This is a genomic window from Microcoleus sp. AS-A8, assembly GCA_039962225.1.
Classification (GTDB): Bacteria; Cyanobacteriota; Cyanobacteriia; order Cyanobacteriales; family Coleofasciculaceae; genus Allocoleopsis.
Genome location: JAMPKV010000005.1, coordinates 357,701 through 383,424 on the forward strand (window position 1 = coordinate 357,701; position 25,724 = coordinate 383,424).

The 25,724-nt window shown below is 46.5% G+C and carries 22 protein-coding genes; 15 read left to right on the top strand and 7 right to left on the bottom strand.

Annotated features, from left to right (window positions below):
* The 12 genes from NDI48_10710 to NDI48_10765 all read left to right on the top strand — a co-directional run bounded on the left by NDI48_10710 (position 1) and on the right by NDI48_10765 (position 14,089).
* Positions 1-804: an FkbM family methyltransferase gene (locus NDI48_10710; protein MEP0831677.1), complete on the top strand. Its 804-nt coding sequence runs from the start codon at positions 1-3 to the stop codon at positions 802-804.
* Between the two features lie 43 nt (positions 805-847).
* The gene (locus NDI48_10715) at positions 848-1,558 is read left to right on the top strand and encodes an FkbM family methyltransferase (protein ID MEP0831678.1); all 711 of its coding nucleotides are present in this window, start codon (positions 848-850) and stop codon (positions 1,556-1,558) included.
* Between the two features lies 1 nt (position 1,559).
* A complete protein-coding gene (locus NDI48_10720) occupies positions 1,560-2,627 on the top strand; it encodes a glycosyltransferase (GenBank protein MEP0831679.1) in 1,068 nt (355 codons plus the stop codon).
* A gap of 81 nt (positions 2,628-2,708) precedes the next feature.
* Positions 2,709-4,028 carry a hypothetical protein gene (locus NDI48_10725; GenBank protein MEP0831680.1) on the top strand — a complete coding sequence of 440 codons (1,320 nt, stop codon included), beginning with the start codon at positions 2,709-2,711 and terminating at the stop codon, positions 4,026-4,028.
* A 5-nt stretch (positions 4,029-4,033) separates the two neighbouring features.
* Complete coding sequence (locus tag NDI48_10730; protein ID MEP0831681.1) at positions 4,034-5,539, top strand: hypothetical protein; 1,506 nt, start codon at positions 4,034-4,036, stop codon at positions 5,537-5,539.
* 22 nt (positions 5,540-5,561) lie between these two features.
* Positions 5,562-6,746: a glycosyltransferase family 4 protein gene (locus tag NDI48_10735; GenBank protein MEP0831682.1), complete on the top strand. Its 1,185-nt coding sequence runs from the start codon at positions 5,562-5,564 to the stop codon at positions 6,744-6,746.
* Between the two features lie 47 nt (positions 6,747-6,793).
* On the top strand, positions 6,794-7,954 hold the full coding sequence (locus tag NDI48_10740; protein ID MEP0831683.1) for a glycosyltransferase: 1,161 nt from the start codon (positions 6,794-6,796) through the stop codon (positions 7,952-7,954).
* Between the two features lie 17 nt (positions 7,955-7,971).
* On the top strand, positions 7,972-9,777 hold the full coding sequence (asnB, locus tag NDI48_10745) for an asparagine synthase (glutamine-hydrolyzing) (protein ID MEP0831684.1): 1,806 nt from the start codon (positions 7,972-7,974) through the stop codon (positions 9,775-9,777).
* Between the two features lie 98 nt (positions 9,778-9,875).
* The gene (locus NDI48_10750; protein MEP0831685.1) at positions 9,876-11,138 is read left to right on the top strand and encodes a glycosyltransferase; all 1,263 of its coding nucleotides are present in this window, start codon (positions 9,876-9,878) and stop codon (positions 11,136-11,138) included.
* Positions 11,062-12,303 carry a glycosyltransferase family 4 protein gene (locus NDI48_10755; GenBank protein ID MEP0831686.1) on the top strand — a complete coding sequence of 414 codons (1,242 nt, stop codon included), beginning with the start codon at positions 11,062-11,064 and terminating at the stop codon, positions 12,301-12,303. The genes NDI48_10750 and NDI48_10755 overlap by 77 nt, the downstream gene beginning before the upstream one ends.
* Positions 12,304-12,525: 222 nt before the next feature.
* Positions 12,526-13,374, top strand: a complete 849-nt coding sequence (locus tag NDI48_10760) for a glycosyltransferase family 2 protein (GenBank protein ID MEP0831687.1) — start codon at positions 12,526-12,528, stop codon at positions 13,372-13,374.
* A 202-nt stretch (positions 13,375-13,576) separates the two neighbouring features.
* A complete protein-coding gene (locus NDI48_10765; protein MEP0831688.1) occupies positions 13,577-14,089 on the top strand; it encodes a YdcF family protein in 513 nt (170 codons plus the stop codon).
* A 9-nt stretch (positions 14,090-14,098) separates the two neighbouring features.
* On the opposite strand, the gene NDI48_10770 is transcribed toward NDI48_10765, so the two are convergent.
* From NDI48_10770 to glpX, 3 genes are all read right to left on the bottom strand, one after another.
* Positions 14,099-17,218, bottom strand: a complete 3,120-nt coding sequence (locus NDI48_10770) for a UPF0182 family protein (GenBank protein MEP0831689.1) — start codon at positions 17,216-17,218, stop codon at positions 14,099-14,101.
* Between the two features lie 115 nt (positions 17,219-17,333).
* Entirely contained in the window at positions 17,334-18,620 is a 1,287-nt protein-coding gene (locus NDI48_10775) for a glutamyl-tRNA reductase (protein MEP0831690.1), read from the bottom strand.
* A 573-nt stretch (positions 18,621-19,193) separates the two neighbouring features.
* A complete protein-coding gene (gene glpX / locus NDI48_10780; GenBank protein MEP0831691.1) occupies positions 19,194-20,231 on the bottom strand; it encodes a class II fructose-bisphosphatase in 1,038 nt (345 codons plus the stop codon).
* Positions 20,232-20,685: 454 nt separating this feature from the next.
* On the opposite strand from glpX, the gene grxC reads away from it, so the two are divergent.
* The 3 genes from grxC to NDI48_10795 all read left to right on the top strand — a co-directional run bounded on the left by grxC (position 20,686) and on the right by NDI48_10795 (position 22,409).
* A complete protein-coding gene (grxC, locus tag NDI48_10785) occupies positions 20,686-21,003 on the top strand; it encodes a glutaredoxin 3 (protein ID MEP0831692.1) in 318 nt (105 codons plus the stop codon).
* A 68-nt stretch (positions 21,004-21,071) separates the two neighbouring features.
* Positions 21,072-21,509: a nucleoside deaminase gene (locus NDI48_10790; GenBank protein ID MEP0831693.1), complete on the top strand. Its 438-nt coding sequence runs from the start codon at positions 21,072-21,074 to the stop codon at positions 21,507-21,509.
* 114 nt (positions 21,510-21,623) lie between these two features.
* On the top strand, positions 21,624-22,409 hold the full coding sequence (locus NDI48_10795; GenBank protein MEP0831694.1) for a 1-acyl-sn-glycerol-3-phosphate acyltransferase: 786 nt from the start codon (positions 21,624-21,626) through the stop codon (positions 22,407-22,409).
* A gap of 220 nt (positions 22,410-22,629) precedes the next feature.
* Here NDI48_10795 and NDI48_10800 read toward each other — a convergent pair whose 3' ends face one another.
* The 4 genes from NDI48_10800 to NDI48_10815 all read right to left on the bottom strand — a co-directional run.
* Positions 22,630-23,022, bottom strand: coding sequence for a response regulator (locus NDI48_10800; GenBank protein ID MEP0831695.1), 393 nt, complete (start codon positions 23,020-23,022; stop codon positions 22,630-22,632).
* A gap of 134 nt (positions 23,023-23,156) precedes the next feature.
* The gene (locus NDI48_10805; protein ID MEP0831696.1) at positions 23,157-23,339 is read right to left on the bottom strand and encodes a hypothetical protein; all 183 of its coding nucleotides are present in this window, start codon (positions 23,337-23,339) and stop codon (positions 23,157-23,159) included.
* A 796-nt stretch (positions 23,340-24,135) separates the two neighbouring features.
* Entirely contained in the window at positions 24,136-25,521 is a 1,386-nt protein-coding gene (gene psbC, locus NDI48_10810) for a photosystem II reaction center protein CP43 (GenBank protein MEP0831697.1), read from the bottom strand.
* A 90-nt stretch (positions 25,522-25,611) separates the two neighbouring features.
* Positions 25,612-25,724: photosystem II protein D2 (locus NDI48_10815; GenBank protein ID MEP0831698.1), on the bottom strand; the 113-nt coding region annotated here is incomplete at its 5' end.

Genomic DNA, 25,724 nt, shown 5'->3' on the forward strand with positions numbered 1-25,724 from the left:
ATGCTCTCAAATCTTCGCCTATTTGCCCAAACTGTCCGCCATGCGCCAGGATTAAGTTCTTTAACTCCACTGTGGGGGCTATTGCGTCAACCTTACTTGAAACTTTTAACCAGTTTGGCGGGTAAAAATGGGCTTCCTGTAACTGTCGGGAGTCATTCTTTGCGGCTTCATCCAATCTTTGCTACTCGAAATTGGGAAGCTGTAGAAGCTGAATCCTATCGTGCCTTTGCCGCCAGCTTAAATCCAGGAGATGTAGTTTATGACATTGGTGCACATATTGGCACTTACACTCTAATTGCCCTGCAAAAAATTGGCTCCCAAGGCCGGGTCATTGCCTACGAACCCCATGAGTTTACTCGCACTTATTTCATGCAGCATCTGCAATGGAATGGAGGGTCAGAGCAAACGATTTGCCGCACTCTCTGTTGTGGTGCCAAGCCTGGTACAACAGACTTTTATTGCTTACCTGAACAAGCAGAAGGAATGAACGGTCTTGTACCAGTAGAAGGTTTTAACAAGGTAACCGTTCAAGTTAATACTTTGGATGCAGAAGTTGCAGAGTTAGGATTGATTCCCTCCCTAATCAAAATCGACGTAGAAGGGGCAGAGTGGGATGTGTTGAAAGGTGCTGAACAGACCCTCCGCCAATATCAACCGCGCTTATGCCTCAGCCTGCATCCGATCGCCTTAGCTAAATTGGGTGTGACTCCAGAAACAGTGCTGGAATGGCTAACTCAAAGAGGATATAGCTACGAAGTGATTGCCCGTGACCATGAAATTCATGTAATGGCGAAGGTATCGTAGTGGCTAAGTATCGCCTGGTTTTCATTTCCCCCTTTTTAAATGTATGTCCATTCGCTCCTATATCCGTGAGCGCCTCGCCCGCAGGCTGCAAGTGCCACAAATTCCATTTGCGCTAGAACGCCTTGCTAAGGTTGGCTTCCAGCCTGCTCAAATCTTTGATGTTGGTGCTTATGAAGGTGAATTTGCCAAATGTTGCCTGGGTATATGGTCTAATGCCAAGGTAGCCTGCTTTGAACCGCTAGAGCATAAAGTCATTCAACTTCAGCAGCTAGCGTCTCGTAACCCAGCCATACAAGTATTCCCAGGTTTGCTAGGAGCAAAAGCGCTCGACAAAATACCATTTCATGAGTCTGAAACAGGCTCCTCCGTGCTAGTTGACCATAGTCCTCAAAACTTCCCAGTGACTTTCCAGCCAGTGCGGACGGTAGACCAAATCGTTCAAGAGCATTTTGGTGATCGCAGTCCTGATTTACTCAAGCTGGATGTTCAAGGTTACGAGTTGGAAGTGCTTAAGGGCGCTGAGACATCTCTGCCAAATATGCAGGCAATCCTAGCAGAAGTAAACCTCTTGGATATTTATAAAGACGTGCCTCTATTTGCCGAGCTAGTTGCATGGCTCAATGAGCGTGATTGGGTAGCTTATGACATCGGTGCTCTCACTCGTCGTCCTCTAGATCAAGCTTTGTGGCAAGCCGATTTTATCTTTGTGCCACGCCATAGTCCTCTTCGAGCCGACAAACGCTGGACAGCCTAAAATGCGTATCTTACTCACTGCTGACCCTGAACTGCCTGTACCGCCACAACTTTATGGCGGCATTGAGCGCATTGTCGATCTTCTAGTCACCAGCCTGCAAGCTCGCGGTCACACAGTCGGACTAGTCGCCCACCGAGGCTCCACATCACCAGCCCATCAACTATTTCCCTGGCCTGGTCTGCGTTCCCAAGATAAATTCGATGCCTTGCAGAACACTGCTGCATTGTGGTCAGCCGTTCGGCAATTTCAGCCCGACCTAGTACATAGCTTTTCCCGCATCCTCTATCTTTTGCCGCTTTTACGCTCTCCCCTTGCCAAGGTAATGTCCTACCAACGCCGCCCCAGCCATCGCACCACTAGCTGGGGGGTAAAGCTGGCAGGAAATTCCCTCACGTTCACGGGTTGCAGCGACCATATTTGTCGCCAAGGTCGAGCCTCTGGTGGTGTTTGGCATCCGATTCACAATTGCGTAGAGATAGAAAAGTACACCTTCCAGCCCACCGTTGCCCCTGATGCTCCCTTAGTTTTCCTGAGTCGGGTAGAACAGATTAAAGGAGCGCATAATGCGATCGCAGCTGCTCGTCTCACTAAACGTCGCCTGTTAATTGCTGGCAACCACGGCACCAGTGGCGAAGAAGGACGCTACTGGCAAGAAGAAATTGTTCCTCATTTGGGACACAATGGCATCGAGTACATCGGGCCTGTTAACGACGAACAAAAAAACGCTTTGCTTGGTAAAGCTGCCGCGATGATTGTGCCGATTGAATGGGAAGAACCCTTTGGCATAGTCTTTGCCGAAGCTTTAGCCTGTGGTACACCTGTTATTTCTTGCCCTTTGGGGGCCTTGCCTGAGATTGTGCGTCATGGCACTGATGGCTATCTCGTCAACAACGTAGAGCAAGCTTGCACCGCCATCCAAAACTTGCCTCAAATAGACCGCCACAACTGCCGCCAACGGGCAGAACATTGCTTCTCAGCTTCAGTGATTTTGGATAAGTATGAGCAACTGTATCACAGCCTAATTAGGGCAAATGTTGCGGACAAAACACGCAGCAATCTTGCGTTATGAACCCAACTATGATATTCCTTTGTCCTGATTAAGTAACGTAAGGCTCGTATCAGTAGGTAGCACCTGTAAGAGGGTTAAGCCTTGAGCCATCGAGTTTTGATTGTCAGTCCTCATTTTCCCCCGATTAACGCTCCTGACCATCAACGGGTGCGGATGTCATTGCCCTACTTTGAGGAATTTGGCTGGGAATCTCATATTCTGACTGTCCAACCCGATTGCATTGAGGGTGTGCGTGACCCCTTATTAGAGCAGACAGTACCCAGCCACATACCCGTCTGCCGCACGGGAGCATTCCCAGTCAAATACACCAAGCGCATTGGTATGAGCAGCCTGGGTCTGCGGTGTTTTCCGTCTCTGCTCAGAGCAGGCGATCGCATTCTAGCCAAAGAGAAATTCGATCTCGTCTATTTCTCCACTACTGTGTTTACCGCAATGGCGCTTGGCCCCAAATGGCACAAGCGTTTTGGAGTGCCTTATGTTCTCGACTTCCAAGACCCTTGGCTGAGCGATTACCACAAGCGTCCGGGGTCTTCCATGCCCCCTGGAGGTCAATTTAAGTATGGTTTTGCTCAATTCCAGGCGCAAATGCTTGAACCTTTGGCCCTGCGTCATGCCAGCCACGTAATCAGTGTTTCGTCTGAATACCCGAAAACCTTACTTCAACGATATCCCTGGTTGTACGAAGACCAATTTACAGTTCTACCCTTTGGTGCGCCTGAAACTGATTTCAAGCAGCTTCCCTCCCTCAACGTTCAGCAAACCATCTTTGACCCCAAGGATGGCAAGCGGCATTGGGTTTATGTGGGTCGAGCTGGGAGCGATATGGCTTTAGCGCTGCGAGCTTTATTTTCAGGCATTCAATCTGAGCGCGATCGCCATCCCGAACCATGGAATTCAGTCAAACTGCATTTCGTCGGCACCAGTTACGCACCAGGCGATCGAGCGGTTAAAACAGTAGAGCCAATTGCCCAAGAAGTAGGAATTGCTGATCTGGTAGAAGAACACCCTCATCGTGTTGCTTATTTTGAAGCTTTACAGATTCTCGTAGACAGCGACGCCATCCTTCTGATTGGTTCCGACGACCCAAGCTACACAGCCTCCAAACTCTACCCTTGCATTCTGGCTCAAAAGCCAATCTTTGCTCTTTTTCACCAACAGAGTTCTGTCGTCAATATTCTGCAACGTTGTCATGCGGGACAGATTGTTACGTTCAACTCTAATCAAAATCCAGCAGATTTGCTAACCGATGTAACGGCTCATCTCAATTGGCTATTTTCTATTCCAAAAGGATATCAGCCTGAAACTAACTGGTCAGAGTTTCAACCTTATACGGCGCGTGAGATGACTCGTCAGCAATGTGCTGTCTTTGACCAGTGTCTTCGTTTCGCGAATAAACTTTAAACCTTATGGGTATTAACTTAAAGTTACCTCCCCAAGCATCGAACAATCATCCAATTGCCGTCCGTTATCAACGGCGACCTTTACTCAAAGCTTTTTGGGTAGGCGTTATAGTTTTATTCCTCGTAGAGCTTTATACCGTAGACACCTATTCAATTCTTAGTATTGCTGGAGCAATTTTAATTGGGATTGCTTCTTTATATCCTTTTTATCTTTGGTGTTCAGGAAAAGCGCTGGGAATGCCAGTTTATCCCTTATTTGCTCTGACTTTTCTTTGGACACATGCCCTGCCATTAGTTACTAAACATCCTGTAATTATTACTTATTCTCCGGAAAATCATCTATTTGCAAGCATTACAGTTACTATCTTTCTAGGATTAGGAACCTTTACCTGGTTTCAATTTGTGAAGTCTCCTCCTCCTTACCCAAAAGCTTATCGTGCCCTCCGAGAAAAGAAGGGTGAAAGTTTTTTCCTATTTATTCTAGTTATTGGTGTTTTCTTTAATATGTATTCCCTTGGGGGCTGGTTTATCCTTTCGGGTGGAGCTTTTACTCTAATTCGAGGTGCTGTTTTGGGACTGAGTATCTTATCAGTTTTTGTTCTATCTTATCGGTTAGGAACAAGAGAACTTTCAAGGAATCAAGCTATTTATTTTCTAGTGGCTTTGTTTTTATTAATCATCAGCAGTGGTGCTGGTCTAATTTTAAGAGAAAATATTGTTATCTTTTCTGTTAGTACGATTGCTTTTGTTTTAGGTCGCAATCAAATACCGATAATAACTATCCTTATAGTTTTTGTCTGTCTCTCACTCTTGCACTCTGGCAAAGACGGGATGCGAGCAAAATATTGGTTTGGTAACCAAAGCCGCCTCTTGCAACCTTGGGAATATCCGGCTTGGTATAGCGAATGGGTGGGTTATTCATTTGACAACTTTAGACAAGATAAAACACAGCCTAAAACTGAGGAGAAAACCTCTTCTTTAGAGAGATCGAGTGTAATCCACATGCTACTTATTGCTCAGGGTAAAACACCTAGTGATTTACCTTATTTATATGGAAAAACTTATTCAATTCTTCCTCAGCTGATACTTCCTCGGTTTTTAAATTCAAATAAAATTCGGAGCCATGAAGGTACTCATATATTAAGTATTTATTATGGTCTCCAGACTGAGGAAGGAACTTTAACAACTACTATTGGTTGGGGTTTAATAGCTGAAGCTTATGCAAATTTTGGGCTTTTAGGTTGTGGTGGAGTTGGAATTATTTTAGGGGCAGCCCTTGGACAGGCTACTCGTTGGAGTTTAAACACACCCGTCCTATCCGCTCGTTCCCTTTTTAATATTCTCTTAGTAAGTTTTGCCTCCCAAACGGAATGGACTGCTGGTGTTTATGTCGCAGCACTATTTCAATCTAGCGTGACTTTAGTTGGAATTAATTTTGTATTCATGAAAGTTTATCGATTGAAAGGGTTTTCAAGTACTAATCAAGAGAATTACCTCATTTCTGCCGAATAGCAAATTTATAGAAATTAATTATATGAATAAACTGGCGATTATTACTTCTCATCCTATTCAGTACTATGCTCCGTGGTTTCGTCAGCTAGTTGCTGAAAATGATTTTTCGATTAAAATTTTTTATCTGTGGGATTTTGGTGTAAGCGAACAGGTAGACGTAGGTTTTAAACAGTCCATTCAGTGGGATATCCCCCTATTAACCGGATATGATTACGAGTTTGTGCCAAATATAAGCTCTAATCCAGGTACTCATCACTTTTGGGGATTACAAAATCCATCCCTGTTGGAACGAGTCAATCTTTACAAACCGGATGTCGTACTTCTGATGAGTTATAACTATGCCAGTCTTTATGATTTTCTCTGGCGCTGGAATTGCCGCCAAGCACCGCTACTGTTCCGGGGTGATTCCCATAGGCTTCTATCCAGGACTGGTGCTAAAGAATGGCTGCGTCGGAAGTTTATCTCCCTAATTTATCGACGTTTTGCAGCCTGTCTCTATGTTGGTAAAGCTAATTATAATTACTTCCGTCAGCACGGTGTTCCACCCCAAAGACTATTTTTCTCTCCACATGCCGTAGATAATGATCGCTTCTTCGCTCAAGCGGAGGAAGCTACTCACCAAGCTACTCTATGGAAGCAGAAACTAGGAATTCCCGAAAACCACTCCGTCATCCTATTTGCTGGGAAATTTGAGGATATAAAAAGACCAGGTACGTTGCTACAAGCCTTTTTACAGGCAAACCTCTCCCAGGTATCACTCCTGTTCGTAGGAGCTGGAGCTTTAGAAAGTGAACTGAGAACCCAGGCGGCAAGTCATCCATACATTCACTTTGCCCCTTTTCAAAACCAGACACTCATGCCTCGTACATACGCTGCTGGTGATTTGGTAGTCTTACCTAGCTATAGCGAAACTTGGGGACTTGTAATCAACGAAGCCATGTGTATGTCTCGTGCTGTCATCGCTAGTACTCACGTTGGCTGCGCTCAAGACTTGATTCACCCCTACGGAAACGGACTAGTTTTTCCGGCTGGTGATGTGTCGGCACTGGCTGCTTGCCTTAAAGAAGCTTTTTCGGATCGAGAGCGACTACAAAGATGGGGCGAAGAAAGCCGCAAAATCATTGCCAATTATAGCTATACCCAAGTTACTCAAGGAGTGAAAGATGCTTTAACTCATCTTACTGCACTGACCCAGTATCCGGATTAAAACTCAATTATTGTTGCTCAATCCAACGTTGGAGTAGTTTGTATTTTATGCTTCCCGTAGCCTCAAATCCAAGTCATTTTCACTTATGGTTTCCCAATCTATTTGAGTTTAAGGGAGGTATTCAGGTTTACTCCGAATTTTGGCTACAAGCCTTACAAAAGCTAGGGGTAAATGTCAGCTACGAAGTCTTTTTAAAACACGACACGCGCTTACCTGAAGATTTCTCCTGCCCAGCTAATGCACAGTTTCACTTTTCTGGGACTTGGACTTCATCTTTGCGGACACCTGCTTTTGCTGCTCAAATTTTGGGATTGGGCCTTTGGCAACGACCCAAATTAGTGATGGTCAATCATCTGAATTTTGCAGTAGCAGCCTATTGGTTGAAGCAGCTCACGGGTATTCCTTACTGGATTACGGTTTATGGAGTAGAGAGCTGGAATGTTGAGAAACCTGCCTTACAGACTGCTCTGCACCATGCGGATAAAATTCTCTCGATTAGCGGTTACACTCGCGATCGCATCGTTAAAGAGCAAAATCTCGATCCAGCCAAAATATCACTGTTGCCCTGTACGTTTGAGGCGAATTGCTGGTCAATTGCGCCTAAACCGACTCATTTATTAACACAATACGGATTGAAGCCCGAACAGCCTGTTATTTTAACGGTGGCACGGCTAGCAGAAGCTGAGCGGTATAAGGGATATGACCGCATTCTTGAAGCACTGCCCCAAATCCGTCAAGTAATTCCTGATGTCCACTACATCCTAGTTGGAAAAGGCAATGACCGACCTCGAATTGAACAACTTATCGCTCAATTACAGTTGCAAGACTGCGTGACGTTAGCTGGGTTTATTCCTGATCAGGAGCTTGGTGACTATTACAACTTGTGCGACGTGTTCGCAATGCCCAGCAAACGAGAGGGTTTTGGCATCGTTTACCTGGAAGCCCTAGCCTGTGGCAAGCCAGCATTGGGAGGAGATCGGGATGGTGCGGTAGATGCGCTTTGTCACGGGGAACTGGGAGTTTTGGTTGACCCGGATGATACGAATGTGATCGCTCAAAAGCTAATTGAGATTTTACAAGGCGCTTATCCCCATCCACTCATCTACCAACCTGAAGCCTTACGTCAAAAAGCGATCGATACCTTTGGCTTCAATCGCTTCCAACAAACCCTTGCCAGTTACATAGAACCCTACTGCTTGTCCACCTAATCGCAAGGAATTGATATATGTGTGGTATTGCCGGAATCCTGACTAGTGGTTCTGATCGAGACAACCTGGAAACTTTGGTCGCACAGATGCAAAGCGCATTGCGTCACCGGGGTCCAGACGATCGGGGTATCTATATTTCAACAGATCGGCAGGCCGCGATCACTCACACTCGCCTTTCCATCCTCGACCTCAGCCCAGCAGGTCATCAGCCGATGTCGAGTGCTGATGGACGCTACTGGATTACCTTCAATGGCGAAATTTATAATTTCCGAGAATTGCGCTCTAAGCTGATGGCGCGAGGAGAACAATTCCATTCTCAAACCGATACTGAGGTCATTCTCAAACTCTACCAGCACTTCGGTACTGACTGTGTAAAGCAGTTGCGAGGGATGTTTGCCTTTGCGATTTGGGATGACTTAGAAAAAATCGGCTTTCTAGCCCGCGATCCACTTGGTATCAAACCCCTGTACTACTGGCAAAGCGGTTCAACCCTCGTATTTGCCTCAGAAATCAGAGCCATTCTTGCTTCAAAATTGCCGACTCTCAGCCTCAGCACGGAGGGATTGTATGGCTATCTGATCAACGGTTCAGTACCAGAACCACATACGTTAATTGAGGGAATTCATTGCTTAGAAGCTGCCCATTGTCTGTATTGGAAATCTGGCGAACTGAGTCAGCACCAGTATTGGCAAATCAACTTTGGTGGAGAAATAACTTCATTACCAGAAGCTCAAGAGAAAGTTCGCGCTGCCCTGATTGACTCGATTGAGCATCACTTTGTTAGTGATGTGCCGGTGGGTATATTTCTCAGTGGCGGCATCGACTCAACAGCCGTTCTCGTCTTAGCCCGTGAAACTCAGAAGAGTCAGTTACGCACCTACTCAATCGCCTTTGAAGAGGCGGAGTGGAATGAGGGGGAAATTGCTAGGAAAGTTGCCGAAAAATTTGACACCGAGCATACAGAATACAAAATCACGGCTTCAGCGGGTCGGGCATTATTCCCCAAATTTTTAGAAGCCATCGATCAACCAACTATCGATGGCTTCAATACTTTCTGTGTCTCTCAAATTGCTCACAACGACGGGACAAAAGTTGTCCTTTCTGGTTTGGGCGGAGATGAGCTGTTTGGGGGATACCAGTCGTTTCAAAAAGTCCCGCAAATGGTGCAATGGAGTCAACGGCTTCAGGCTATTCATCCGCTCCGGAGTGCCACTGGGATGGCATTAGCCCATTGGGGAAGATCATCACAAATGATGCGCGTGGGTGACTTCTTGCAGCAAACGCCGAATTCAGCTGCGGCTTACCGCAGTCTGCGAGGTATTTTCTCTCATTCAGAAGCCTGCGCGATCGCCCAGCACTATCTTCCCGATCGGACGTTACCCAAGCGCGGTACACACAGTTTCGTCCCAAATTTACCTTCTCTAGAAGATGAAGTCAGCCTCCTAGAAATCAGTCGCTATATGCGTAATCAGCTGCAACGAGATAGCGATGTGATGAGTATGGCTTGGGGTTTAGAACTGCGGGTTCCTTTCGTTGACCACGTTTTAATTGACGCGATCGCCTCAATTAAGAGCAACATTCGCCTCGCTCCCAAAAAGCAGCTGTTGATTCAATCTGTTCCTGAATTACCCAGTTGCGTACTCAACCGTCTGAAACAGGGGTTTTCCTTCCCCTTCCAACGATGGCTAACAACAGAATGGCATGACTATTTCCGTCAAGTTGATTGCCCCAAAAACATATCTTTAAAGGCTTGGTATCGTCTCTGGAGTCTAGCAATTCTTCAATATTGGTGGGAGCAAGTCAAGAGCAATTACTCCCCATAAACTTTTCCTGATTGCCAGGAGAGGTTCTGTAGAAATGAGTAGTACAGCTATGTTCAGTAGCTGTACATGGAGTTTTAACATCTGCTGGTATTCCCTTGATTTCTTGCAACGAAGTTCCATCTCCTTCTGTTTCGCCTCCAAAAACGGCTGTCGACCAGCCACACGTTTGCCATGTCGTAGCAAGCATTAACGAACGCATAGGCGGACCAGCTCTCTCGGTCACGAGCTTGGCTGAAACCCTTTCTCAACAAGGGATAATCTCTCATTTATTTACTCTTGACTACCAACAACTTGGTAAGCAAGTAGCAGCAGAAGGAATAATGTTACACAGTTATCCAGCAACTCCAATTGCTAGGTATCTTCGAGGGTTTCACCCCAAAGCGATGCGTGCCCTTGGACAATTAGCCTCCACCGAATTGAATCTAATTCACAACCACGGCTTGTGGATGTTTCCCAATCTTTATGCCCGTCAATCCGCAGTAGGCAATCATCTACCGTTGCTGATTTCTCCCAGAGGAATGCTGGAGTCTTGGTCTTTAAAGCGTAGTCGAATCAAGAAGTGGCTTGCTTGGATTTTATACGAACAAAAAAATCTCAAGAGTGCCGCTGTTTTTCATGCTACTTCTGTTGAAGAAGCTAGTTCTATTCGTCATCTTGGCTTTCAGCAACCGATTGCTCTAATTCCTAATGGCGTCCATGTTCCTGACTTGAGTAATCAACCTTGTAGAGAAGTATTAACCCAATTATTCCCCGAACTTTATTCAAAAAAATGGCTGTTATTTTTGTCCAGGATTCATCCCAAAAAAGGGTTAGATCACTTACTGCAAGTTTGGCAAAAACTATCTGCTCAGTTTACCGACTGGCATCTCCTGATTGCTGGGCCAGATTTGATTGGTTACCAAGCTGAATTAGAGTCGCTTACAGCCGAGTTGTCCTTAAGCGAACGAGTTACGTTTACGGGAATGCTGACTGGGGAAGAAAAGAAAGCAGCTTTAGGAAATGCGGATTTGTTTGTTTTACCCACCCATTCAGAAAACTTTGGCATAGCGGTGGCAGAAGCTTTAGCATATGCAGTTCCTGCCATAACGACCAAGGGTGCTCCCTGGCAAGATTTATCCACTTACCAGTGTGGTTGGTGGATCGAGAATAACCAGCAAGCTTTGACGTCTGCTTTAGCTGAAGGGATGCAGTTATCTTCTCAAGAACTCAAAGCAATGGGGTTGAGAGGGCGAAATCTAGTAGAAACGAAATACTCTTGGGATGCGATCGCTCAGGATATGTCTAGTGTTTATCGCTGGATTCTTGGCGGCGGTGACCCTCCTGGTTGTCTTCAGTTGGATGTGTGTCACGAAAGAGGCTAAAGTGAAAATTTCTATCGTTACTGGTCCTTGGCTTCCGGTTCCTCCGTTGCAGGGAGGTGCAGTACCCCGTCTCTGGCAAGGTTTGGCAGAAGAATTCGCGGCGATTGGTCACCAGGTAACTATCTTAAGCCGCTCCTACCCAGGTCAGCCTCAGCAAGAGACTCTCAATGGTGTGAGGTATGCCAGACACATCGGCTTTCCCCAAAGTCGCTCAATTGCACGGGATTTGCTCAAAGACTTGGTTTATGCGCTGGCGATGATTCCAGTCCTGCCCCGCGCTGATATCTTGGTTATCAATGATTTCTGGCTGCCTGTCTTCGCATGGGCACTACGACCTAATGCTGGTCGGATTGTGATTAATGCCAATCGGTTTCCTAAGGGGCAATATTACTTATACGCAGGTGCAACTCGCATTGCTGCGGCTTCGCGAGCAATACAAGAAGCGATCGCACACCAGTACCCAGCTGCTACTTCTCGAATTCGAGTGATGCCCAATCCCATCGATACCCGCGTATTTTCTCCACCGATTTCTCCTCGTCCTGTGAGAGAAAACAAAACTATTTTATACGTAGGCAGAATACATCCAGAAAAGGGAATTCACCTGTTGTTGGATGCTTTTGCTATCTTGACCAAGCAACTTCCTCAGGTAAAGTTACGAATTCTGGGACCAGTTAAAGAGAGTCAAGGCGGGGGTGGTGAAGACTATCTACGTACTTTACACTCCAAAGTTAAAGGGTTGTCTGTGGAGTTTTCCCCAGCGATTTTTGACCTTGACAAACTAGTTGACGCTTACCGTGATGCCGATCTGTTTTGCTATCCCTCATTAGCTGAGAAAGGAGAGTCTTTTGGAGTCGCCCCCCTAGAAGCAATGGCTACTGGCCTTGTTCCGGTGATTTCAGATTTAGCTTGTTTTAGGGATTTTATTGAAGAGGGTAAAACTGGATATTTCTTTGAACACCGTAGCCCAGATGCTGCCAAAAATCTTTCTATGGCCTTAGCTTCAGCAATACTGAATTGGGAAACCACTTGCCAAATGGGGCTCAAAGCGGCTCAAACTGCCTTGCAATATAGCTATGAACAAGTAGCTGGTCTCTACCTAGCTGATTTTGAAGAGTTACTGAGTAGTAAACCATCAAGTAAAACTAGCATGGTTAAAGAATATTAGTAAGTTTAACTCTAACTTAGGGATAGAAGTCTGAATTCAGAATCCAGAATTCAGAAAAAATTGATTTTTATCCCTATAAGGCAGCCTATTGCTGCCTTGTAATACAATAGTTTAAATTTTAAAAATTCAATAATTTATTCCATTAATTTGAGGTTAATATTCCTGATTCAGGAATCAATATCTGTATTAGTTTTTAGGTTATGTTACAGATAGTAGATAACAATGCTTGAAAAAGTTACTCCTTTAATTCTGACCTACAACGAAGCTCCTAATATTGAGCGATCATTGAAACAGCTTACTTGGGCAAAAAGGATTGTAGTCGTTGATAGTTACAGCACGGATAAAACTCTAGATATTTTGCAGACCTATCCTCAAGTAGAGGTATTTCAGCGGGAATTCTATACCCACGCCAATCAATGGAACCATGGTTTACAGCAAGTAGAAACAGAGTGGGTACTTTCTCTGGACGCTGACTATATAGTCACCGATGAATTAATTGTTGAAATTGAGGCTGTAGCAAAAGATTCGTTAGTAGATAGCTATTTTGTTCGGTTCAAGTATTGTGTTTTTGGCAAGCCGCTTCGCGGTACGTTGCTGCCACCTCGCGAAGCCCTATTTAGAAGAGAAAAAGCGATTTATTTTGATGATGGGCATACACAGAAACTGCATGTAAACGGAAAGTCGGCTAAACTTTCGTCGTATATTCATCATGATGATCGCAAGCCTCTGAGCCGATGGCTATGGGCGCAAGACCGATACATGATTATTGAGAGCAAGAAATTACTGGAGACACCGGATAGTGAACTGAGTTTTGGCGATCGCATCCGGCAGCAAAAAATCCTAGCTCCTTTCGTGATCCTGTTCTACTGCCTCATCCTGAACAAAGGCATCCTTGACGGTTGGGCTGGCTGGTATTATGCCTTTCAGCGAATGCTTGCAGAAATTATGCTCTCGATTCGTTTAATCGAAACTGAGAGATTGCACACCTACACTAACAAGGGCAAGAGTTACGCAGAAATTCCCCAAACTCCCTTGGCAAAGAGTAGCAATCCAGAATTGACAGAGGCTTGAATCCTTAAAATTCTCTCAAGCGAGAATAAATGACACCCCTATAATTTTTGGGCATAATTATTAGCGGCAAAGTAAAGTCATTCCTCAACGCATAGTGCCTCTATCAGAGCAGCCAATAAAGCGCTTTCGTCGCAAGTGTCGGAAATCTCACTGGTTAGGTTTAGTTAGCTGTGCCTTCTTACTGCTGCTGAGTATCATTCCCATGCGTCTTGCGATCGCATCCTACCAAGCTCCCCACCCCCAAGGCATCCTTACCCTCGGCGGAGGTCGAGATCGAGAAGAATTCACTGCCCAATTTGCCAAATACTACCCTTCCCTAGAAATCTGGGTCTCTTCGGGTACATCCCCCGATCTAGCGCGTCCCATTTTTCGCGCCGCAGGCATCCCAGACAGTAGAGTTCACCTCGACAATCGGGCTGTTGATACCGTAACTAACTTTACCTCTTTAGTCGAAGACCTCAAACGCCGCCATATTCAACATATATACCTGATCACCTCAGACTTTCACATGTCCAGGGCAAAAGCGATCGCGACTATCGTTTTCGGTAGCCAAGGTATTACCTTTACCCCCGTTACTATCCCATCCGACAAACCCCTTGAATCTGAGTTCCACGTTCTGCGTGATGTCGTTCGCGCCCTCCTGTGGCTAGTTACAGGCCGCACAGGTGCCACCCTCAGAACCAATCCAATAATTACCAAGCTTTCATCCGTATGAACATGGCTCTTAAGGCACGCTGGGTTCTTCTACCGGACGAATAATGGCTGGAGTTTCCTGTTGTGGGGGCTGGAAGATGGCTTGGAGTGCTTTTTCCAAGGTTGGAGCCATGACAATGCGGTTCTCGTAAACCACAATCACCCTGACTAAAGTTGGCAGACTATTTTGCTCCGCTTCCAGATAAAGCGGTTCCACATAAAGCAGCGATCGCTCAATCGGAATCACCAACAGATTACCCTGAATCGCCCGTGACCCCTGGCGATTCCACAACGAAATTTGCTGAGAAATGACCGGGTCTTGATTAATTAAAGCTTCGATTTGTTCTGGCCCGTAGACAAGTTCCTGCTTCGGAAACTGATATAACAGCAAATTACCGTATTGGTCACCATCAGATCGAGCCGCCAGCCATCCAATTAAGTTATTGCGCGTTACTGGAGTATAGGGGTGGAGCAAAATAAACTCTTCTGAGGTGGCAGTTGGCAGCCTCATGATTAGGTAGTAGGGTTCCACCGGCTGCGATTTAGCTGCGTAAATCTCTTGGGGAATCCGCCACTGGTCTTCCCGATTGTAGAATACCTGGGGGTCGGTCATATGATAAGTCAGCAACCGTTCCGATTGGGCGCTGAAAAAGTCCAGGGGATATCGGATATGGCTCTGTAGAGTAACGGGCATGGCGCTTAGGGGTTTAAACAGTGCCGGGAAAACCGCGCTCCAGCTCCTAATAATCGGGTCTTGGGGATCGGCAATGTAAAAGTCAGTAGAACCGTTGTAAGCATCAATGACGATTTTGACAGAATTACGGATGTAATTAAAACCATATTTGCCAGGGTCGGAGTAGGGGTAGCGATCGCTAGTCGTATAAGCATCGACAATCCAATAGAGATAATTCGGCTTTTGGGCGTCATTGGCTTTACCAGCACCGGCAGCCACCAAGTAAGGTTCGCGGTCATACTGAAGAAACGGAGCGATCGCTCGAATCCGTTGGTTAATGTTGCGACGGAACAGCAGCTTGGTTTGAGGTGTAAAGTCCCGTGTCAGCAGCATTTGCCAGTCGTTGAGATACTGAGCAAACAAAACCCTACGCCACAGCGAACCAATCGCAATACCACCCGTGCCGTCGTAACTGTTATAGACGTTTTCATCCCCACTGGGATAGTCAAATTCCTTGACTCTGGTGGAAGTCATTACATAAGTATTGGCGATCTCTCCGTAGTAAATTCGAGGCGCACCAATGGGAATACTGTCCCGAATCAGAGGACTGGATGTCGTTAACGCCCCCTCAACTCCTCCATCTGCACCTGTGCCAATATCCTTCACGAAATAGGCTGGGAGTCCCCCTTCGGCAACTGTATTGACAGGGCTGAGAGTAAAACCATAGCCGTGAGTATAAATTAAGTGTTGGTTAACCCAGGTTTTTGCTTGTGGGGGGACACCTTGATAGTCTAATTCCCGCGCCGAAATCACTACTTGTTGTCGTTCCGTCGCCAGCGGTTCCGTAGCAGAGCGATTAGTTTTTTCGGTCTGTTGCCCCTCACCTTCTGTTCTTGCCGCGAGGGGAGAAATACCCTTGGCGTCTACTTTCAGGGTGTAACGGTCAATATCCCCATTGGAAAATCTATAGTAGGGTCGGATTTGTTGCAACTGACGGTTGGTTTGTAGGATAGGGCGCGTATCCCACAGACGGATATTACGAATCGTCAGCTCATTGTTTTCCAGAATGTTATTAGTCAGTGCGCCTTGGGGATTAAACGTTTCTACTTCAATATCCTCCAAGTCAAATGCGGCTCTGGTTAGGGCAATGCTACGGGCAATATAAGGTCGTTCGACGGCTATTTCATTGGGTTCAACACCGAAGCGTTGTAGTGCGACTGGTAAAGCCACACCTGCCACCACACTCACCCCTAGGTACAGTCCCAATGCGATCAGTTCCCTGCGTCCACTGGTTTGGAAATGCCGGAACCCAAAAATCGTTTGTACGAATAGCCAAAGCGCGATCGCGACCGTTAAGAGGCTTAGTGCTGTATTGACGGGTAATTGAGCGGTGACATCGGTATAGCTAGCACCGTAGGTAACGCCACGGGTGGAATACAGTAATTCGTAGCGTGACAGCCAATAGCGGACAGCGACTATCGCCACCGTTCCTGCTCCTAAGGCGTACAAGTGACGCAGTTGACTTGGAGAAAATCCGGGAAATTTCCCCTGGGAAAAACTATCACCTGAGAGCAGATAAATCAGCAATACCGCCACTAAACCAAACAGGAAAAGTCCGCCTAACCAAAAGTCAAATAGCTGCCAGACTGGAAAGCTAAAGATATAAAAGCTGATGTCACGACCGAAGAGTGGCTCATTAGCTTCAAAGAGGGTGGGGTAGAAGTACAGTAAAATCCGGCTCCATTGAGCGGATAGAACCAGCGCAAAGAACAACGAAAGGGCTGAAGCGATCGCGGTTAACCAAAACTGGGGATTCACAATCAGGGCAACTACAACCACCACAAGTACCCCAATCTGCCAAATCTCTTTGTTCCACGGTTGCTGAACCAGCGCTTGTACAGATGTCCAATCAAAGGCTTGTGGCAGTAGGGGCGTAACATTAAGCCGACTCATGTCGCGATGCCAAAGCGAGACGCCAATCGGCGCGTAGTGCAGCAGCATCACCCCTACCAGTAAGCTGAGCAAGAACACCGCTACTAGGAGCGATCGCATGTTCAAGGGGAGAGAAGACTTTGGAACGTCAGCCTGAAACGCCGTGCCCGTCCCCTCTCTAATGGAGCGGGGGGCTGTTTGGGGTAACGGATGCAGCCTTAAATTCATCCTGGCAAGGCGCTGGCTACTGACCGTGGGTTCCTCAGGTGCCAGTTTAGAGATTAAGCTGGTGTCGGAATACTTAAAGCGATTGGCAAGAAACAAGTTTCCTAGTAAAAATCCAGCCGATGTAACGCACACTATGACCCATACACCAAGCTGACATGCCAAGCGTTTGAGGTACGCGGGTAAGTAACCCAGTTCGTTGAACCATAAAACTTCAGCTACCAGGTGAGACAGTAAATCCCAGGCGAACCAAACGCCTAGTAGCAAAGTAATCAATCGAAAAATTCGGTTTTTGAAGGGTTTGTGTTGGTCATTAGTCATGGATCAAACAGTTGAAGGTTAGAAAGTTGAAGATTGAAAGTTGAAAAATCTCTCCTAGTTTTCTAACCTGTAACCTGCAACCTATTAACCTTCAACTTGCCACCCTGTTGACTAATTAGCTAAATTGCTCCCCACTATCCAAGTTGAAGAGTATTTGTAACGATTGCATGGCTCGGCGTCTGGCTTCGATATCTTGCTCTGCCCGTAACTGTACCATCGGGTCGTGGAGAATTTTATTAACAATCCCCCGTGTTAAGGCTTCGATGATTTCTTGATGTTTTTCGGCAAATTCTGACCCTAGGCGCGATAGGGCTTTCTCTAACTCTTGTTCGCGGATGGTTTCTATTTTGTCGCGCAGGCAGCTAATGGTACTCACGGTATCGAGCGATCGCCACCACACTTCAAAGGCTTCTACTTCTTCGTCTAAAAGCACTTCGGCTTCCATCGCCATCTTGCGGCGGCTTTCTTGGTTCTGCGCCACCACGGCTTTCAAGTCATCCACATTAAAGGCTTGTACGTTTTCTAGCTCATTCACATCCGCCGCGACATTCCGAGGTACAGAGATATCAAACAACATCAATGGCTGATGCGGCTCCAGCGTGGCTTCCAGCTTTGTCCGATCAAGCAACGGATCAGTGGAGGCGGTACTCGTAAACACCAAATCCGAGGATGCGATCGTCCTCATCATTTCCGAAAGAGGATAGAGTTCTAGATCGGCATCTGGAAACTGGTTGGCTAATTCTTTGGATCGCCCCTGAGAACGATTAATAATCGAGATGCTTGCCGCCCCTTTCGCCAAGAGGTGTTGCACCAGCAGGCGGGACATCTTACCTGCACCAATAATCGCAACGCGGCAGGCGGCTAAGTTCTGCACTTTCATCTGAGCCAATTCTACCGCCGCAGAACTAATAGAAACGGCACCTGTCCCAATGCTGGTTTCTGTGCGGACGCGCTTACCAGCCGTAAGCGCCTGTTTAAAGAGTCGGTTGAGTAGACGTCCGATCCCCTTATACTGTTGACCGAGTTTATGGGTATTTTTGACCTGGGCTAGAATCTGCCCTTCTCCCAAAACTAAGCTGTCAAGACCGGCTGCCACGCGCATCAGATGCATCACGGCATCTTGATGCAACAAGATAAACAGGTGATGTCGTAGCTGGTGTAAGGGAATTTGACCTAATTCTGAAAGAAACTGGGTCAATTCTTGAACGCCTTGTGCAGTTTCTGTGGCAACGATGTAAATTTCTAGGCGATTGCAAGTGCTGAGTATGGCGACTTCTTCAATGTGTGGGTAACTACATAGCTGTTGCGTCACGCTTTCCACTTTCGCTTCTTGAATGCTCAGTTTTTCCCGAACTTCAACTGGCGCTGTCTTGTGGCTTAGACCTACGACTGCGATATTCATGTTCTCTCCAACTATTTGTCGTCTTGGCGGTCGGATGTCACGAGGTTTGTCAATTTGTCAATATTATGAGGGATGGTTCAACCCGTCTAATCTCAAAAATTTAGACTTATCTAACCATCGAGTCAACTGCTTCACCCACTCTTGGGATGAAGCTTGTCCCTAGCCAAGATTCTGGGCTGAAACAAGCTGGCTAATTGACCGTAGCCCTAAAATGCTCTCAGAGTCAGACTATGCTTTGTCACTCCTTTCCCTGAGAAACCCAAACCCTATACATGGCAATTGCTTGTATCTTTGTGTTGGGTTCCAAAATTGTTTCCCTATTCAGCCATAGCTGATAGTTTTGTGCCTGGGTTAAAAGGGCGGATTTAGCTTCTTTCCCGCTTTCTTCCCTAGCCACTCTTGGGATAGGGTTTCCTGGCGGGAAAAGTTCATAAAGTATTTGTGAAGTTAAAGTGTGTGTGAAGTGTTGGAAAAAAGGTTTATTTAAACCAGAGATTAAACTCTGAACATAGAAGGATGAAGTTTGAACTCCTTCTTACTTCATCCTTCATAACTTGTTGTAACCCAGTATTCCTACCTCAGTTGGATGTACTTAGGTTCATCCCACATATGGATAGTGTCCACAAACCGTGCCGTCCGTGACTGGCTGGAAATGACCAGGCTTTGGGTGCGTGCCCCACCATGGAAGAAGCGGACGCCTTCCATCAGAGTGCCTGGGGTAATTCCACTCGCCGCAAACAGTACGGTTTGACCAGAGGCGAGTTCGTCGGAGTTGTACACCTTGTCTGGATCGTTAATATTCATGGATTTGAGCCGATCCAGGTTGCTCTCTTTGCTTTCCCCAATCAGACCGGTTTTGACAACGGCTGGGTCATAAATCAATTGACCCTGGAAGTGTCCACCCAAGCAGCGCATCGCGGCGGCTGAGATGACGCCTTCGGGCGCAGCACCAATTCCCATCAGAGCATGAATATTGGTACCCGCAAAGGCACAGGAGATGGCAGCAGAGACATCCCCGTCGCTAATCAGCCGCACTCTGGCACCCGCTTCGCGAATTTCTTTAATCAGTTCGTTATGGCGATCGCGCTTCATCACCACGACGACCAGTTCTTCAATCGAGCGATTCAAGCACTCAGAGAGAATTTTCAGGTTTTCGGTGGCTGACTTGTTAATATCGACATGTCCTGCGGCCTGTGGTGGTGCTGCCAGCTTTTTCATGTAAAAGTCAGGGGCAGCAAACAAACCCCCTTTCTCAGCAATTGCCAACACAGCCATGGAACCGGGTTGCCCGTAAGCGACTAGGTTGGTGCCTTCGCAGGGATCAACGGCAATGTCAATCTCAACCAGTTCGTCTGGATTGCAGACGGTGTGGGCATCCTCGCGGGTACAAATGCCGACTTCTTCACCAATGTAGAGCATGGGGGCGTCGTCTCGCTCCCCTTCTCCAATCACGATGCGACCGCGCATGTAAATTTTGTTCATCCGCTCCCGCATGGCTTCCACTGCCACATGGTCAGCGGTGTTTTTGTCGCCTTTACCCATCCATCGGGCCGATGCGATCGCGGCTTGTTCGACAACTTCAATAATCTCTAAACCTAATGTGTTTTCCACGACACCCGTTCTCCCAACTGCTTGATTTTGCGACGTTTTGTCTGGCTATTCCAGTTTTCAAGTCTATCAGAGGGGGTACCCCTAGAAGTCAGTGAACTCTGAGAGTCATGTTAAGTTTTGCTGCAATCTCAGCAGTATACTTCTGGTGTATGACAACGGAATGGTGCCTCTGGAGCTGAAATCCTGAGAATTCTTAAGATTTTCTAAGTTTTAGAGGATCAAGGAGCGTTCTTCTGTAAGACGTGTATGACCATGACAGAAAGGGTGGAATTGGGCGAGTTGCGCTCCACGTGACGAAAGCATGCTCGCGCCTTTAAGCCGAGGAGTGTCAAGAATACTGAATTCGTGTGGATGGAGAATCGCCAGTTTCAACTCGCTACATTAACACTACATTCAGGAATTAAGTAATTGCTTTAGGCTTAATGAAAGCCAATAAAATCCGCAATTTTAGAAGATGCTCGACTTCCTCAATCCTCTTTTAGGACGCCATCCAGACCGTGTGAAAGCTAACGTTGAAATCTATACGTGGCAAACTTGCCCCTTCTGCATCCGCGCCAAGATGCTGCTGTGGTGGAAAGGCGTCAACTACACAGAGTACAAAATCGACGGTGACGAAGCGGCTAGAAGCAAAATGGCTGAACGGGCGAATGGTCGTCGGACAGTGCCACAAATTTTCATCAACGACCAGCATTTGGGTGGCTGTGATGACCTCCATGCCTTAGATACGAAAGGTCAGTTAGACCCCCTGCTCGCACAGCCAGCTACGGCTTAAAATCCTTGGTTTCCGAAATTACCCCACCCTCCATTGAAGACCCAGTATATCTCGTGCATCGACAATGGATGAGCCGTGCGATCGTACTTGCCCAGTCAGCGGGCAATGCAGGAGAAGTGCCAGTCGGTGCCGTTATCGTTGACGCCAATAATCACCTCATTGCGGTAGCCGAAAATCGCCGAGAGCGTGACAAAGACCCAACCGCCCATGCTGAAATTCTCGCTCTGAGGGCGGCAGGGCAAGCGCTACAAACCTGGCATCTCAATACTTGCACCCTCTACGTGACTCTAGAACCTTGTCCCATGTGTGCCGGCGCGATTGTTTTAGCAAGGCTGGGTTTGCTCGTTTATGGAGTGGACGATCCCAAAACTGGCACAATCCGCACCGTGGCTAATATTCCTGAGAGTGCCTGCTCGAATCATCGATTGCCCGTCATTGCTGGAATTATGGAATCAGCCTGTCGCCAGCAATTGCAATCTTGGTTTACTCATCGGCGTCACCGATAAATATCGCATCGCACAATCTTACTCATGACAGCGACAGAAGTGTCCCCTTAGTAGGAGACAGGAGTTGCTCACAAACCCTAAGGTAAGAGTGAAGAGAAGGATGCATGAAACCTGATGATTCAACTCGACTCCCGCGAACGCACTCAAGTAAGGACCCAACGGGTAGAATACACTGGCGAGAAGTTAACTCCGGCAAAAGCAACTCCTGTTACTTCCCGTGTTTGCCACTGGTTAACTCTGATCCTCTACCCCTTGGCTCGTTGGATTCTCATGCCGCTTTACTTCCGTCATCTGAAAGTGACGGGACAAGAAAACCTCCCTACCACAGGTCCAGTTATCTTAGCTCCTACCCATCGTTCTCGTTGGGATGCATTGCTCATTCCCTATGCAGCGGGAAAACATGTCACCGGACGAGATTTGCGATACATGGTTTCAGAAGATGAAATAAAAGGGATACAAGGTTGGTTCATCCGGCGCATGGGAGGATTTCCCGTGAATACTCGGCATCCAGGAGTGGGCAGTTTCCGTCACAGCCTTGAACTCCTGCGCCAGGGTGAAGCACTGGTAATCTTTCCCGAAGGCGATATTTTCCGGGATGGTCATGTTCAACCCCTTAAACCCGGTATGGCTCGTATTGCCCTGCAAGCGGAGGCCAGTAAACTGGGTCAAAATTTGGTCATCGTACCGATTAGCCTTCGTTATAGCAATCCTATCCCGCACTGGCGCTGTGATGCCACAGTAACCATTGGAAAGCCTTTAAAGGTGGCGAATTATTGCACCCAATCAACCAAGAAAAGCGCTGAAAAACTAACCCATGACTTGGAAATGGCAATGAAAAATCTGGATGAAGAGAAGGCGTTAACCGAGTTGCGGCCAGTCCCAATCCCTCAACACTACTAGAATTAGAGGTAGTCAGCGTAATTGCCCTTAAAAATTCCCTTTCATTGTTCAAGTCAGTTGTTTTGTCGCTTATTGAATGAAGTGACGACTGATGTTGGGGAGCTGGGAAGATTAATCTAACAGCCAACAATTGGCTTGATAGAAAATTTTTAATTTACTATGTTCTCTAATCATCCGAATCCGAAGTTTCAATAAAAAACTATCACCTTCTATCGGTTTGTTAAGTTGTTCGAGAAGCGAGAAGTCTATTAATTTCCTGCAACATTTCGTCAATGTCAGAATCTTTCGCTAAAAATCCATCAGCTAAAGGGCAGATTTCTCTACCTTCTTCCAAAGGATTTCTCGCGATCCATCCTGTAAATAAAACAAGTACAGGAGGGTTTTTTAAAGTTTCTTTTAAATATTTAATTAATTCACAACCATTGTAAATTTTCATTTCTTGATTTGGAATAATACTTAGATCAATAAGAACTAAATCATATACCTGCGATTTCATCCCTTCCAAAAAAAATTTTGTCTCCGTAAAAGTAGAGACTTGAAAATAATTACTTAAGAAGCATTGCATCACTTGGCAAAAGCCACTATTGTCATCTAATATAGCCAAATTGTACATTTATCGATCCTTTTAAGAAGTTTCAGAAATTCCTGAGTAACCAACAGTTACAAATCTTAGGAATTTCCTCTATTTTATCTGGTTTTACAAGTTGATTAAGTTCTTCTAAAAATGAATCAAAGTCCAAAATTTGTCTAGCATAAAAAAACAATTTGTGAGGTTTTTAGCAGATATTGCTGTTCATTGACCAAAGCATAGGCCGTCATCAAAATAATGGGAATGTGAGTCGTTGGGGGTTGAGTTTTAAGCAAGCGTGATAAGTCTGCTACACTGACTGATTTATCTTTCCACTCTGCACCAAGCACATTAACATCCATAATTACTACGTCTGCATTTCCGGATTGGCAGTGCCGGGAAACTTCCGTTTATTCATTTGTAATGTAGATTTGATGAGCTTCGGTACATTGAATCGGTGTAGGGCTAGTCTTGGCAAGCAGAGTATCGTCATCTACAAGAAGAATCTTCAAACTAAACCTCCTTCTAAATCATTAGGGAAAAAGGGGTTTATTGTTGGTGGGAATAAATTCGGATGAATGATGAACTATGGCTGCTTCATCCTAGTCCTTTCCAATCGTTATTCCTCAGTCTGATCTTTTACGGACTAGATCGAGTCAGGCAATGTAACGGTTACTGTTGTGCGCTGATTTTTGCCTGGGCGGGCGCAATTGACAGTTGTTCGGCTATAGCTGACTGACGCCTGCAACTCGTTATGGGATGTAACAATCCCCCACAAGCCAGAAAGTCCGACATGCTCTTGGTTTTTTCGGAGGACTCATTTTTATTTTTTGTTATTAAATTTGTATTTAAGTTAACTTCAAGATAATGATTCTTGATGATATATTTTAGTACTTAAGAATAAAAATAATTTTTGTAAATTTTTTGGGGATTCGGCTTTACAAGGGGAGCAATTCTTTTCCCGTTCAGCTTGGGCTAAGCTTCACCAGAAAAGAATTTACGCCTTGCCTCTACATCTTGGGTAAAAGCAGGGCAACCACAGAGGGATTGCCTCTAAAGGTGGTGTTTGTGCGTAAGTCGTAAGAAAAAGAAAAAGCTCCTGCATAGGCAGGAGCCTTTCAAATATCTCAGCTTTAGCTTTTGTGAGAATCTAGCAACCTAGTCAAGGTCGGGCATGGACAGCACCGGCTCAGTAGCACGGTCGATTCCTTTCTCAAATCCAGCCGCCGCCGCACGAGCGCGACCCGCGTGCCAGAGGTGACCCACCAGGAAGAAGAAGCCCATCACAAAGTGGAAACAAGCCAACCAAGAACGAGGAGACACGTAGTTGAAGGAGTTAATCTCCGTAGCCACGCCACCCACCGAGTTGAGAGAACCCAGAGGAGCATGGGTCATGTACTCAGCCGCACGACGAGCTTGCCAAGGTTGAATATCATTGTTGATCTTGTTCAGGTCAAGACCATTGGGACCGCGTAGAGGCTCCAACCAGGGGCCTTGGAAATCCCAGAAGCGCATCGTTTCACCACCGAAGATGATTTCGCCGGTAGGAGAGCGCATCAGGTATTTACCTAGACCGGTTGGACCTTGAGCAGAACCGACGTTCGCACCTAGGCGTTGGTCACGAATTAAAAAGGTCAGGGCTTGAGCTTGAGAAGCCTCAGGGCCAGTAGGACCGTAAAATTCGCTGGGGTAAGCGGTGTTGTTGAACCAGACAAAGCAAGCAGCAACAAAGCCCATTAGGGACAGTGCACCTAAGCTGTAGGAGAGGTAAGCTTCTCCAGACCAGATGGAGGCGCGACGAGACCAAGCGAAGGGCTTGGTGAGGATGTGCCAAATGCCACCAGCGATACAGGTCAGACCGACCCAAATGTGACCGCCGATGATGTCTTCCATGTTGTTGACGCTGATAATCCAGCCTTCGCCACCGAAGGGAGCCTTCAGCAGGTAACCGAAGATAATGGCTGGGTTCAGAGTCGGGTTGGTAATGACACGAACGTCACCACCACCGGGTGCCCAAGTATCATACACACCACCAAAGAACATCGCCTTGGCAACCAACAGGAGGGCACCCAATCCCAACACGATCAGGTGGAAACCCAAAATGGTGGTCATCTTGTTCTTGTCTTTCCAGTCATAACCGAAGAAGGAAGAGTACTCTTCTAAGGTTTCTGGACCGCGAACCGCGTGGTAGATACCGCCTAAGCCCAAAACGGCAGAGGAGATTAAGTGCAGCACACCGACCACAAAGTACGGGAAGGTATCGATAACTTCACCACCAGGGCCAACACCCCAGCCCAGAGTGGCTAGGTGAGGCAGTAGAATTAAGCCCTGTTCGTACATGGGCTTTTCGGGTACAAAGTGAGCGACCTCAAACAAGGTCATAGCTCCAGCCCAGAAGACAATGAGTCCAGAGTGGGCAACGTGAGCACCCAGCAATTTACCGGAGAGGTTGATCAGACGGGCATTACCAGCCCACCAGGCAAAACCTGATGATTCTTGGTCACGATTTCCCGCAACTATTGAATTACTAGAGAGTGTTACCACTGGGTAGTACCTCTTTCAAAATGATGGATGATAAACCAGGAGCGATGAATGCTGAAGATTGAGAATTCAGCACTCATCCTTAATATTGTTTTACAGAGCGTTACCGCGAGGTAGAACTTCCTCAGGGAACTCAAAGTGCTCGTGGGGTTGGTCTTGAGGAGCCATCCAAGCCCGTAGACCTTCGTTCAACAGAATGTTCTTGG

What these genes read in the sequence shown, in the direction of transcription:
- NDI48_10710 (MEP0831677.1), top strand. Translation starts at nt 1, where the DNA reads ATGCTCTCAAATCTTCGCCTATTTGCCCAAACTGTCCGCCATGCGCCA.
- NDI48_10715 (MEP0831678.1), top strand. Translation starts at nt 848, where the DNA reads ATGTCCATTCGCTCCTATATCCGTGAGCGCCTCGCCCGCAGGCTGCAA.
- NDI48_10720 (MEP0831679.1), top strand. Translation starts at nt 1,560, where the DNA reads ATGCGTATCTTACTCACTGCTGACCCTGAACTGCCTGTACCGCCACAA.
- NDI48_10730 (MEP0831681.1), top strand. Translation starts at nt 4,034, where the DNA reads ATGGGTATTAACTTAAAGTTACCTCCCCAAGCATCGAACAATCATCCA.
- NDI48_10735 (MEP0831682.1), top strand. Translation starts at nt 5,562, where the DNA reads ATGAATAAACTGGCGATTATTACTTCTCATCCTATTCAGTACTATGCT.
- NDI48_10740 (MEP0831683.1), top strand. Translation starts at nt 6,794, where the DNA reads ATGCTTCCCGTAGCCTCAAATCCAAGTCATTTTCACTTATGGTTTCCC.
- asnB (MEP0831684.1), top strand. Translation starts at nt 7,972, where the DNA reads ATGTGTGGTATTGCCGGAATCCTGACTAGTGGTTCTGATCGAGACAAC.
- NDI48_10760 (MEP0831687.1), top strand. Translation starts at nt 12,526, where the DNA reads ATGCTTGAAAAAGTTACTCCTTTAATTCTGACCTACAACGAAGCTCCT.
- NDI48_10765 (MEP0831688.1), top strand. Translation starts at nt 13,577, where the DNA reads ATGCGTCTTGCGATCGCATCCTACCAAGCTCCCCACCCCCAAGGCATC.
- NDI48_10770 (MEP0831689.1), bottom strand. Translation starts at nt 17,218, where the DNA reads ATGACTAATGACCAACACAAACCCTTCAAAAACCGAATTTTTCGATTG.
- NDI48_10775 (MEP0831690.1), bottom strand. Translation starts at nt 18,620, where the DNA reads ATGAATATCGCAGTCGTAGGTCTAAGCCACAAGACAGCGCCAGTTGAA.
- grxC (MEP0831692.1), top strand. Translation starts at nt 20,686, where the DNA reads ATGCTCGACTTCCTCAATCCTCTTTTAGGACGCCATCCAGACCGTGTG.
- NDI48_10790 (MEP0831693.1), top strand. Translation starts at nt 21,072, where the DNA reads ATGAGCCGTGCGATCGTACTTGCCCAGTCAGCGGGCAATGCAGGAGAA.
- NDI48_10795 (MEP0831694.1), top strand. Translation starts at nt 21,624, where the DNA reads ATGATTCAACTCGACTCCCGCGAACGCACTCAAGTAAGGACCCAACGG.
- NDI48_10800 (MEP0831695.1), bottom strand. Translation starts at nt 23,022, where the DNA reads ATGTACAATTTGGCTATATTAGATGACAATAGTGGCTTTTGCCAAGTG.
- NDI48_10805 (MEP0831696.1), bottom strand. Translation starts at nt 23,339, where the DNA reads ATGGATGTTAATGTGCTTGGTGCAGAGTGGAAAGATAAATCAGTCAGT.